This window comes from Sphingobacterium sp. UBA7253 (assembly GCF_002472745.1).
Classification (GTDB): Bacteria; Bacteroidota; Bacteroidia; order Sphingobacteriales; family Sphingobacteriaceae; genus Sphingobacterium; species Sphingobacterium siyangense.
In genome coordinates, this window is sequence record NZ_DKSP01000167.1 from 1 (window position 1) to 12,761 (window position 12,761).

Here is a 12,761-nt window from a genome sequence, read left to right on the forward strand (position 1 = left end):
GATCTGACAAAAGACCTGGACAATCTATTTTCTCCGATTATAAGGGAAAAAGCACTCTCATTTACAATAAAATTGGCAAACAACCTGCCAAAGACAATACGTACTGACCGCCAGCGACTGGACCAGATCCTACGGAATCTATTATCGAATGCCATCAAGTTTACGAAAGAGGGACAAGTCACACTTTCCGTCTTCCCAAGCGAGGCACAAGATGGACAGATTGCTTTTGCCGTAACTGACACCGGTATAGGAATTGCACCGGACAAACAGGACGTCATTTTTGAAGCTTTTCAGCAGGCTGACGGATCCACACGGCGTAAATTTGGCGGGACAGGTCTTGGGCTTTCGATCAGCCGTGAACTCTCGCGTCTGTTGGGCGGAGAGATCCGTTTAAGTAGCCAGGAAAAAAAAGGAAGTACCTTTACCCTTTTAATTCCCGAAAATCAGGAAGAAAATACTGTTCCGACAACGGAAGAGCTTATACAGTCCATTGCGGAAAACATCGAAGAAACACAGGACATCATAATGTCCAGTAATCCGCATACCGTTGACATTATCCCGCCGGATGTTGATGATGACCGGAATGATATAAAAGAGGACGATAAAGTGATATTGATCGTGGAAGATGATGTTAATTTTGCTAAAGCGCTGCTTAGGTATACCCGGCAGCAAAAGTATAAAGGGGTAGTTATCGTGCGTGGAGACCAGGCAGCTGATGCAGCGATAAGGTATAAGCCTACGGCGATTTTATTGGATATTCAATTACCTGTAAAAGATGGGTGGCAGGTTATGGCAGAGATTAAAAACAATCCAATTACACGTCCGATTCCAGTCCATGTTATGTCATCTTTTGAAGTTAAACGGGAAAGTCTGCTCCAAGGGGCTATCGATTTTATGGATAAACCTATTGCGCTGGAACAAATGGCGCAGATGTTTATAAAAATTGAGGAAGCACTTGCCCGGAATCCGAAAAAGGTGCTTATTGTAGAGGAAAATTCAAAACATGCAGCAGCACTTGCTAACTTTTTGGAAAGCTATGATATCATTTCTGAAATAAAGACTACCGTTACAGAAAGCGTCGACAGTCTCTATTCTGATAAAGCAGATTGCGTTATACTGGACATGGGCGTTCCGGGCAATATGGGATATGACACATTAGACTCGATACGACAAAAACCCGGTTTAGAAAATATACCTATCATTGTATTCACAGGGAAGAATCTTTCGAAATCTGAAGAGCTAAAATTGAAGCAATATGCCGATTCGATTGTCATCAAAACGGCAAATTCCTACCAGCGAATACTGGACGAAGTTGGACTGTTTTTGCATTTAGTAGGAAACCATCCTGGTGAAGAATGGTCAAAAAAATCGTCTTTAGGAACCATCAGAGAAGTACTGCAAAATAAAAAAGTTCTTATCGTCGATGACGATATACGCACTATTTATTATCTCTCTCAAGCGCTTGAAAGGTATCAGATTAATGTTGTTTCTGCAATGGACGGAAAGGAAGGTCTAGACAAAATTGAAGAACACGATGATATTTCTGCTATTCTTATGGATATGGTGATGCCCGAAATGGATGGGTATGAAACGATTAAAATGATTCGTCAAAATCCCCATTATAGTGAAATACCGATAATTGCCATAACAGCAAAAAACATGATCGGTGACAGGGAAAGGTGTATCATAGCCGGGGCCTCTGATTATATTTCAAAGCCCGTGGATACCGATCAATTGCTTTCATTATTACGTGTATGGTTATACAACTGATTAAAATATGGACAATAAAAAATTGATTCTGATCATCGATGATGAACCTTATAATATTTTTGCCCTAAAATTGGTTCTTAAGTCAAAAGGTTATGCTGTACTAAGCAGTGCTTCCTTAGCAGGAGGGCTTGAAATACTCCATCAGCATAAAAATATCAATATCGTGCTGATGGATATGATGATGCCTGAAATAGATGGATATGAAGGCATTGCCAGGATCAGGGGATCCAGCGAAATATTTAACGATGTTACCATAATTGCGGTTACTGCTCAGGCCATGTCCGGTGACCGGGAAAAATGCCTAAGTGCTGGCGCAGATGGTTATATTTCTAAACCTATAGATATCGACGAACTTATTCCGCTGATCGAAAAATTTTAAGAATGGAAAAGAAGAAAATATTATTGTTTGACGATGACAAACAATTGCTGGAGATGATTTCTATGATATTGGAGAGCTTCGGATATTCAGTAGCTGTGTCCTCTACCTCCCACGACGTGATAGAAAAGGTTACTGAGACAAAGCCTGACTTAATTTTAATGGATAACTGGATACCATCCATTGGAGGAATTGAAGCGACTCAGTTACTCAAAAACCATCAGGAATTCAAGAGAATACCGGTAATTTATCTTTCCGCGAACAAAGATATAGAAAGCTTGGCTAAACTGGCAGGAGCTGATGACTACCTGGAAAAACCATTCGACATCGTCGATCTGGAGAAGGTGATCAATAAAATGCTAAATTTAAATTATTAAGATCTTTTACTCCCCAAAAATTTATCAATCTGGGGCACCAATTTTATTATTTTAGGGATTAACGACATACTTGATATTTGCACTAATGCTTTACCTGGTATAGACACTATGCTATCACAGCGATTTCAAGTATTAAACGATCTATATTGCGTAGTTTATCAGTTAACGAAACCGATCCCAAGAAGGTTCACTTTATATATTTATTAAAAGATGAATAAAAACCAAATTACGCAGGATCGGTATCAAGGTATACTTATCGTTGCATTCGCAATTGTTGCACAACAGGGGCCCGAGGATCTTCCGAACGATGTGCCGGACAATCCTGAAGAGGAAATATTTGAAAATGAACCCGATGAAACTCCAGAAATGCCCGATCAGGATGATTTAGGCATCGACGAAGAACTGGGAAACGAAGAAGAAAATGAATTTCCTGAAATTGACGAACAGGAAGAAGACGAAAGAGAGATTGATGAACGAGAGATTGATGACCGTGAGGAAGCCAACGACGGAGAGTTAGCTAACGATGGAAGAACCATTTAAGATCAAACTGTCTTTTTATTTTATGAAATAACCAACGCGTTAAAGCTATATTTGACCGTTGGTTATTAAATGGATACAACATAGGCATCTGCCATCCCCTCTCCTATAGGCATCAAAGCAACCTTTCAAATTGAACTCAGAGGCTCGAACTGCATCAAAATGTGCTCCAGTAATGGAACTTTTATTTTGGACATCTGCTCCATGATAATTTTTGAGATCTGCTGACAACTCATTTTACCCTGCGAGACTACCTTTTTTTCTTCAGCCATTTTCACAATATTTCACCCTAGCTCCAACAGGTTTCGTTTCTAAAGAGAATCTAGATTATACCGTAGTGGAAGTTCCTGGCGCTAAACAGCAAGAACTTTACGATAATGTATTAAAATCGATCAATAGCTTATATTCCAACCCCAAAGAAGGCCTGACTTTGGTTCCCGGGCAGGCGATAACTTTAGCAGCTTACCAACAAAGAGGACTTAAAACATCCGCTATTGCTTACTATGATGTCGATTACACCTTGTCTTTTTTATTTAAAGATGGAAAAATAAGAATCAATAGTCCAACTTTCAGTGCTCAAATTATGAATTACAACGGTACTTGGAATAAAATGAACGTGAAAAAATTTTATTTCAAAGGCAACGGTAGCCCCAAAAATGAGAAAAAACATCAATTCGTAAACGCGTACTTTAATGAGCTGATCAAATCTATTCTTGAAAAATCAACCAATATTGATAATTGGTAATATCGATGTATTTGTTCTCTTCCTGACAATAAACTTGCGAGCTTTCATCCCATTTTTCCGGTTTTAATTCTAGAAATAATATCATTCAACGCCTTTAAAAGACATAATAACGCCAGAATATTTATCGTGATCTGCACCAATATAAGATAAATCAATACCGGATAAATTTTTATTGTTCACAGCTTCTTTAAATAGCGTATAATTCATTTTTTCGACCCTATTATTCCAGTCTTCATCCGATGTTGGCTTAATTGATTCCAAATCTTTCATTTCAAACATCGCACGATCCGATATTTTTTTAGACCGTTGGACAAAAATTGTATCTCCTTCTATCTTTAGAATCTTAACCCAACCTGCTGGTAAACCTTGGATGTTATTTCCTTCAGCATCGGTAAAGAAACTTGCACCATATAGTTGTCCTGCCTGTAGTTGTTGAGCCGATTGAGCAAGACTTTCTTTTTCATTCCGATATTTCTTACCATCTATGTTCAGTTTAATACCATAAATAATAGAGCCGATAATTGCTATCGATGCCATAATCAAATACCCTTTCCAAAGTTTGAAATACGGAATTTCTAGTGTCTTCTTAAATTTCTTTACCTCTTCTTTTATTTCAGGCGAATAATTTCTTGCGTGGATGACCTGCCCGTATTGATTGACTAAACGAGACATTTTTACCAGACCTCCTCCAACTGGAAACCCTAAAAATTTGGTCGCAGGTGTAATGATACTAAGATTGAAATTCTGCGCTATGGTCTCATTTTTTAATGTTGCAATGATATTTTTACTTCCTAAAACGTACTCGTAACGTGTATAAATGAACAGCATAAATGGAATGAATTATAACTATAACGGTTCGAAATTAAGAAAAAATTCCTCCTGTAACAATCCTGTGTCAATTAACTAATTAGTACAGAAACAGATAAATTTATTTGATATCCTACGCGTATCTGAACCATCTCGTGTAGGATCTTTGCGATGAAGCTGGCTGTCTAATTAAAATGCTGACAGGCTTTGATAAGGTAATTTGATTCGATTGCTGATTATACCGAATATTTGTATATTAGGATAAATACAAATATTACAATTATGTCATCCAAGATTTTCCTGCAATCTTTACAAAGTAAATTAAAAGGCGGTAACGCCCGCTCTATTCATTTAAATGCATTGCCAGGAAGGTTGGCCACACGGTTAGACCTGCAGCAGCTCGACCTCATTGAGGATGGTCTAGCCAAATCATTTTTAGATACCTTGTTGACCAAAGCAAACTTTGAATTTAAGATTTCATTTGATACGATAGATCTCAATGAAAAAGATACGGAGACTCAAAAGAAACTAACCTTAATTTCTAAACGACTGAACTCCATCATCATAGAAAATGAAGATTATTTTAAAGAACATGGGATGAAGACCCTCGGATTTGGCTATCCTATTCTTATAAAAAGATCCTCAAAAGATCCTTCTAAGATCATAAAAGCCCCATTATTCATTTGGCAACTAGAGGCCGTTAAATCTAAAAACAAAGTCAATGAATGGTCGTTTTTGCGAAATAAAGCGATTCATGCAAATGGAAAAATAGTGGATTCAGATATTCACCCGATTAGTATCAACGAGGTCCTCCTTTCTTTTATCAAAAGTGAAGATGACATTACATTACCCAATCTGACCAATGAAGCCTTAGATGACGCGCTGATTGACAACAACGAGTTAGTGAACGCTTGTGCTGAAGTACTGGAAGCACTCAATTCAAATAGTAAAGAGCAGATACTTGAGGTGCTAGGCAAAAACTTTGAAACAGCTATCAATGTATTACCCGAAGCATCCCAGATAGATGCTATCGCCAATAACAAAGCTTACATTCATTTTGGTGGTGTTTTTGGTTTGTTCAGAGCGCAAAAAGAAAGTATTATCACCGACATTTCCCGCTTATTGGATCGCTTCGATGCCTTTGAATTTGATGAGCTTAAAGTGGAAAATCTATCGACAACACCTTTCAGCGCCGTAGATACAGACCCAAGCCAACAGGCTATAATAAGTGCTCTTGGAAATGAACCGAACCAAATAATACAAGGCCCTCCGGGGACAGGAAAAAGTCAATCATTAACTGCGCTGATCACAAATGCCCTTGCCAATGGACTGAAATGTCTTGTCGTCTGCGAAAAGAAAACAGCGCTTGATGTCATTAAAGCAAATATCGAACGTACGAATCCTCAGATCGGTGCTCTGGTAGGTGTAATTGATGATGTAAACGATGCGCGTGAAGCAATCGTGGATTCCGTCAGGGATCGTCAGATCGGAGTTCCGTTTTACATCTCAGTAAGACAAGCTCAAAACCAGTATGATGCGATAAAATCAAAACTCAAGGAATCGGCTGAACTTATTAATGCACAGCATGCTGCCTTAGCTCAAACGGTCTACGGCGATAAGAGTTGGTCGCAGATCGTCGGACGGTATTTGGCCTTATTAAAAACCTTTAATCAAGTACCGCTTAAGAATATTATACCGAAAGAGGATTTTAATTTTGCTCAGGATCATACAGAACTGGAAAGGACACTTGTTGTTCTAAAGCGTAGCCATAATTTATTTAAGCAATCGCATCAGGTTCATGCCATATTTAGACCATTGGCAGACGATCTATTTATAGATCAACAGGTTGGGCCATCACGTGCAAGAATTGAGGATTTTATTGCATACGCTCATAAACAGCTACCAGGTATTGAACAGCTTATTGCTGAACTTCAAGTGAGTGGAAAGCAGTGGGCTGATGATTTTTCGAGTGGCATCCCCGCCATAATGCAGCAGGATTTTAAGTCCTATATGGCATTTTGTATTGGAGATTCAGTGAAAGAAGACGTATTACCATCCACTTTTCCTCAGGAACAGCGGATCAACGAAATTGCCTTAGCATTACAAACAGTTCGGATTAAAGCGCAGCAATTTTTCAAGCAATATGAAGATGCTTTGCAACAACATTATAGCAGCTATCATTCATCGCTAAGCAATGCAATATCAACTTATCTTGCCTACGCTGAATCAAGCATTGCTCAATATGGAAAGAACTTATTAGATAATAGTAGTGGTGCAAGATTTAAAACAAGTTTGTTGAGTATATTTTCAAGAAAGCATAAACAGATAAAACAAACGAGAATCGAATTAAAGAATCGCATCGCGCAGGTAAGATCAGCCCATGTTGAGAAATATTATATAGAACATCAATATAACGATCACTTGGAAACAAGTGATTTATCTATTTACCTAAACAATATTGATAAACTCCGAAAAAAGCTAGCCGCTTGGAAAAAGCAATACCCGATTACGATCAGTAGCTATTTGGCTAATATTACAAATCATCATTTTCATACTGAAGTGAGTGAACTAAAAACGCAAATAGCTCCCCTGATTCAAAAATTGGATAGTATAGAGCAAGTGCTGATCGCTGATTATAATATCATTCCAAGGACTCCTGTTATTGATATCAATGGGTTGATTGAGGCAGTACCTTATCTAACTGAAAGAGTAACTTTTCAATTAAGGTATTTTAATAATTTTCGTGACTATTACGCGGCACGCTCTGATGCCTATCGAAGTCTACAAAACTCGTTTGACGAAATTGAAAGTAACCAATTAACAGGAAATATTACGGATGGTGTATTTTTACAATATATAAATCTTCAAACCGCACAGGAACAATGTGATAAGATTAAGCATACCATCACAACGTTCAATGAACATATGAGTGATTTCCGTATCTACCATGAATGGAAATCATTTTTCCTTTCAGTGGATGAAGCGCAGCAAAGGCTTATTACAAGAATCAGCATACATCTTAAAGATCATTGGGCTGATGCATTTGAATGCTGGTATTTGTATTGGATACTCACGACAAATGAACCCCAGGAATTGCCAAAAAGCGATTACCAACTACAACAATATCGGCAGCAGAAACAAGAGTTTAATAATGCGCAGCTGAATAGCATTATTGCTTTGTGGACGGAAAAACAGGCTGACGCCGTCGGACATTTTAAAGCCAGAGGACAAAACATAAATAGTTTGTTTAACAAAAAGGGAGCTAAGGGAATGCGTCGCAATTCACTCCGCACTATTGTGAACAGAGAATTTGAACTATTTACTGATTTTTTTCCAGTATTGTTGGTCAATCCTTCGGTCTGCAGTTCCATCTTGCCGCTACAGGAAGGAATTTTTGATGTGGTCATATTCGATGAAGCCAGTCAGCTGCGTCTTGAAGATACTTACGCTGCCCTGATCCGTGGAAAAGCTAAAATTGTTTCCGGTGACAAGCATCAGATGGCTCCCTCCTCTTACTTCGAAGGAAGTGGAGCGCTACTTGACCCGATTGATGATGAAACAGAAGATTACGAAGATGAATTTTCAGATCGGACTGCGCTACAGGCTGCTCAGCTTAACCTCGCAGACAGTGAATCCTTACTAGCTTATGCTGTAGACAAAGGGTTCGTTGAATCTTATTTAAAAGTCCATTACCGCTCGAAACACCCTTATCTTATCGACTTCTCCAATCATGCATTCTACGGGAATAGGTTAATGCCTGTTCCGGCGAAGGAGCACTACACGCCTATCGAATATTTACAGATTGATGGTTTATATGAAGGGCAAGTAAATAAACAAGAGGCATTGCAAGTGGTCGAATTGTTACAACAGATCATGAAGGAAGCTAAAGACAGTATTCCAAGCGTGGGTGTTGCTACGTTCAATATTTACCAACGCAACTTGATCCTTGAGGAACTGAGTGCAGTTCGCCAGAATGACCCTGCATTCGACAGTTTAATGGCGCAGGCGGGAGATTCATTCTTTGTTAAAAATCTCGAAAACATTCAGGGCGACGAACGGGATATTATCATTCTATCCACAACATTTGGGCGAAAAGCCGACGGTTCGTTTAGTCAAAACTTTGGTCCGATTATACAAGGTAAAGGACATCGCATGTTGAATGTAATCATCACTCGAGCGCGGTCAAAGGTATATGTATGTACTTCTTTCCCGCAGGAGTATGTTGGTCAGTACCCAAATCTTATCCAACAGAAGGGCAATAAAGGCCGTGGTATTATGTACGCTTACTTTACCTATGCGAAAGCGGTAAGTGAGGGTAATGACGAATTGCGAAAGGGCATTCTCCAGCTATTGAGTCAGTATTGTACAGATAAACTGTATGAGCCAGCAGAATTTAGCTTGGGGTCTGAGTCTCCATTTGAAGATGAAGTATTCGAACAACTTGCACAGCATATCGGTGCCGATCGTTTAGAACAGCAGCATTCCGTAGGCGGTTTCCGGATTGATATCGTTGTCAAATCAAAAACAAGCCACAAACCACTCATCGCAATAGAGTGTGATGGCGCGAAATATCATAACAGTCCGGAAGCTTATGCTTGGGACAGTTTCCGACAGGAGCAACTTGAAAGATATGGTTTTGTATTTCATAGGATATGGTCAATTAAATGGTGGGATGATGCCGATGGAGAGCTGAAGCGACTACTTGATTTTATTCGTCAACAGGATGAAGAAGAGGCAAATTTGAACAACCACGTGCATGTGGCAACGAAAATCAATATAAATGATAATTAGCGAATCGCCATTGATAGAACCGATAATTCGCAGGTAACCAGCACAAATAATGTTATCTCATTGGTTCCCGACTCCTATTAAAGGTTATCGAGGCAACAATCGTAACCACAATAACCTTTAAAAGGGAGCTATTCACACCAAATGACGAAGTCTGATCTCACGTGCAGGCTTGATAACTTAAAAGATGCATATTAATTATCGCTTTTGATGACATTACTCCTACAGCACTAAATCTAGTTTCGCCAAAAAATCAGGTGGTCAATTTGCAACTAAGAATCGCATGGTCATTTGATACGAAATTTACATATAATAGAAGTTACTCGATATCCTAAAAATACACAGGGTAAAATACCTAAAATCAGCAATACCCAAAACCATATAGGATTTTCAGCCGACAACCATAGCCAACCCACGACCAGTATTATTAAACCACCAACTATAAGATTTTCTCTTGGCTTGCCCCCTATCCTCGTAGTAGCCATTCCACCCAACACACAACTAAACCAAACACAAAAAAGTTTGATGATAAATTGGGAAAAATTGGTGGCAGCGATTTCCTTACTGGTAAATATTTCTAAAGATGACGTGAACAGCAAGCCTTGCATTTTTGCAAAAACAGAACTCATTAATCCTATCGTTCCGAATCCAACTATGACGGAAAATATCTTTCTAAAATTCATTATCTAATTGATTTTAAAATTTAACTGGTCTTTCGTTAATACAATTGGATCAATCATTATTTTTTGCACATCAGCCTCAGAGGCGGCTCTGAATGAATGGACAAAACAGTTTAATTTTTCTTTACTATCAGGGATAAATGATGCTGAATTATTTTTTGCATTAGCCTGAAATTTCTGAATTATTGGCTGCATCATGGTATCATAATTGCAACAAGCCGTTTTTAAATCATTCGGATTTTGATGAATAAAATGAGCTAGCGCCTTTGCTCCATAAATTGATAATGATGCTCCCATTCCCGATAGCGCAGTGGGACAATACCCCGCATCTCCCAATAAAACCACATTACGATTTACTAAAGTGGATGAATTTACCATCCCCATTTTATCAATAAACATTAGACCGTTATCCGCGAAGCGACCTAACAAATGCTGTATATCTTCATTATACCCAGCAAAAGATGTTTTGAGTATTTCATTAGCTTTATTTTGAACAGATGGTAAATCTCCTGTATTATGTAAATAGCACTGAATGGCTATTTCATCGGAAGCAATGGGATAAATAGACAGCATCTTATTCACATCAATATAGATATTGAATTTGCCAACCTCATAAGAATGATGCTCTTTCAATCGTCCACCCATATAAACAAATTTAAAATCCTCTAGCGTACTTTCCGGAAAATAATTTTGTCTTGTCGTAGAGCGTAACCCTTCTGAAACGATAAGGAGATCGGCCTCCAACACAGTTCCGTTGTTGAGTAATATTTGGACTTTGTCTTCATCATGCATTACGTTTTCAACAGAAGATGAAAAATGAATACTCACTTCATTTTTTACTTCGTTGTATAAAACGTGATGCAATCCGCCTCGCGTTATCAGAACGGAACGTTCAATATTCTCGTTCATTTTCTCATAGCTAAGACTTTGTATAATTGAATCGTCTGACTCCCTGAAATTTACAAATTCAGAGGGTGACGATGCTTGTTGTAATTGTTCTGCTAATCCTAATTCTTCAATAATACGAACGCCAAAACTCTTAAGCGAAATAAGAAATCCGGACTTACTGAATGATGCCGCTCTTTCCAAAACAGTCACCTTATGCCCTTGTTTGCTCAACAGTTTTGCAACAGTCAATCCAGCGATGCCACCTCCTGAAATAATAATATTTTTTTTCATTTTTTTCATTTTTATACAGCAAATATCTTTCTATATTTACAGATAAAATAGCCCAAATTAAACTAATAATAGTCCAAAAAATTATGTTTGATGAAAAGCGTAAAATGAGAAAACTTGCTGAAAAACTTGGCATCTCCTTATCTTCCATTGAAAATGAGATAAAATTTTTGAATTTCAACGAATTGAACATTGTGGACTTGATGCCCGAGATGTTAATAATGGTTCGCTCTTTAATTGCCAGCAAGACTTTTGCTTATAAAAGAAAACCAATCAGGACAATAGAAAAAGGACTACTCATTTCGTTTCAAAATATTCTTATTAACAAAAAATCGGCAAATGCCATTAGTAAAAGATCTTTGAACAATCAGCCTCATGTTCGTATTATACCTTCACATTTGGAAAGTGAAGTGTTATTTCCTAAAGATGTCCACGTACAGCAAATCAGCATTTTAGTTGAGCTGGAATACCTGAAACATTTTGTAGGAAATGATGCAGATAAATTGTCTTATCTTTTTGATATAGAAAAAACCTTTTGGATAGAAGAATTTTTGTCACCTGAAATGACTGATTTAATTGCTCAATTAGCTGACCTTTCAATAGAAAACATTTTACCGCAAGCTTTTTATCGGTTAAAAGCACTTGAACTTATTTATCTGCTTTTCAGCAATTTATTAAAAAGAAAAAAAACAGATTATTTCCATCTTAACAACGCTGAAATTGATGCGGTTTATTTGGTTCGGAATACGATAGCATCAAATCTGGAAAAATCCCTATCTAAAGATGAACTGGTAAAAATAGGTGGAATGAATGAGCTAAAACTAAGAAGGATTTTTACACAAGTTTTTGGAAAAGGAATGTACGAATATTACAATCATCTTCGTATGCAAAAAGCAGCAAGACTATTACAGCAGGAAAATCTTTCAGTTTCAGAAGTTGGCTATCAAGTAGGATTTAGCAATCTGAGTTATTTCGGAAGGTTGTTTGAAAAACACTTTGGATTAAAACCAAAGAAGTGGCAGGATAAAAATAGAATGTAAATACCTTATCCCTTTGCAAATTCTACTTTACCGGAGAAATCAGAGGTTGAGAGCTCATCTTTTATTTTGATCTTCGTGTGCATACGCTAGCCGTTTAAAGTTGCTCGTTGACCAATATTTACCAATAGATAAACCTATATGCCACAGCTCTTGTTCTTTCTTAAATATTTAGAACCATGATATATACGGTTTATGCAGATCAGCAGTATCAAGGCAGGAAAATCCCTCTGTTAGCAGTATTTATAATTGTAAAAAAAGATCACAAAAATAAAGTACAAAGGAGTGTAGTGACACTGAAAGATACAATTACCACAATTTGATCATTTATTTTTACTAAATTAATTAGTATTTTTGATCCATGAAACCTCTTGAAGTCTTTTGCCGTAATCGCGTTATGTATGTCCAAATGACTGTGCATGATAAAAGCATGGGCATGAAAGACTATCATCTTTACAACAAAAATGG

At 37.7% G+C, this 12,761-nt stretch carries 10 protein-coding genes; 7 read left to right on the forward strand and 3 right to left on the reverse strand.

The window, feature by feature from the left end:
- The 5 genes from B2X72_RS17020 to B2X72_RS17040 all read left to right on the forward strand — a co-directional run.
- On the forward strand, window positions 1-1,770 hold a 1,770-nt coding region (locus B2X72_RS17020), incomplete at its 5' end, for a response regulator (RefSeq protein ID WP_286850833.1).
- 7 nt (window positions 1,771-1,777) lie between these two features.
- Window positions 1,778-2,149: a response regulator gene (locus B2X72_RS17025; protein WP_145331363.1), complete on the forward strand. Its 372-nt coding sequence runs from the start codon at window positions 1,778-1,780 to the stop codon at window positions 2,147-2,149.
- 2 nt (window positions 2,150-2,151) lie between these two features.
- Window positions 2,152-2,523, forward strand: coding sequence for a response regulator (locus B2X72_RS17030; RefSeq protein WP_070568401.1), 372 nt, complete (start codon window positions 2,152-2,154; stop codon window positions 2,521-2,523).
- A gap of 210 nt (window positions 2,524-2,733) precedes the next feature.
- Entirely contained in the window at window positions 2,734-3,063 is a 330-nt protein-coding gene (locus B2X72_RS17035) for a hypothetical protein (protein WP_286850834.1), read from the forward strand.
- 211 nt (window positions 3,064-3,274) lie between these two features.
- The gene (locus B2X72_RS17040) at window positions 3,275-3,805 is read left to right on the forward strand and encodes a DUF4468 domain-containing protein (RefSeq protein ID WP_286850835.1); all 531 of its coding nucleotides are present in this window, start codon (window positions 3,275-3,277) and stop codon (window positions 3,803-3,805) included.
- Window positions 3,806-3,886: 81 nt separating this feature from the next.
- On the opposite strand, the gene B2X72_RS17045 is transcribed toward B2X72_RS17040, so the two are convergent.
- Window positions 3,887-4,633, reverse strand: coding sequence for a hypothetical protein (locus B2X72_RS17045; RefSeq protein WP_145330427.1), 747 nt, complete (start codon window positions 4,631-4,633; stop codon window positions 3,887-3,889).
- A 261-nt stretch (window positions 4,634-4,894) separates the two neighbouring features.
- On the opposite strand from B2X72_RS17045, the gene B2X72_RS17050 reads away from it, so the two are divergent.
- A complete protein-coding gene (locus B2X72_RS17050) occupies window positions 4,895-9,403 on the forward strand; it encodes an AAA domain-containing protein (RefSeq protein WP_286850836.1) in 4,509 nt (1,502 codons plus the stop codon).
- A gap of 284 nt (window positions 9,404-9,687) precedes the next feature.
- On the opposite strand, the gene B2X72_RS17055 is transcribed toward B2X72_RS17050, so the two are convergent.
- Window positions 9,688-10,083, reverse strand: coding sequence for a hypothetical protein (locus B2X72_RS17055; RefSeq protein ID WP_145330423.1), 396 nt, complete (start codon window positions 10,081-10,083; stop codon window positions 9,688-9,690).
- A 3-nt stretch (window positions 10,084-10,086) separates the two neighbouring features.
- Window positions 10,087-11,259, reverse strand: coding sequence for an FAD-dependent monooxygenase (locus B2X72_RS17060; protein WP_248933575.1), 1,173 nt, complete (start codon window positions 11,257-11,259; stop codon window positions 10,087-10,089).
- An 83-nt stretch (window positions 11,260-11,342) separates the two neighbouring features.
- Here B2X72_RS17060 and B2X72_RS17065 point away from each other — a divergent pair, with 83 nt between their 5' ends.
- A complete protein-coding gene (locus B2X72_RS17065; protein ID WP_075992241.1) occupies window positions 11,343-12,296 on the forward strand; it encodes a helix-turn-helix domain-containing protein in 954 nt (317 codons plus the stop codon).
- The last annotated feature ends 465 nt before the right edge of the window (window positions 12,297-12,761 follow it).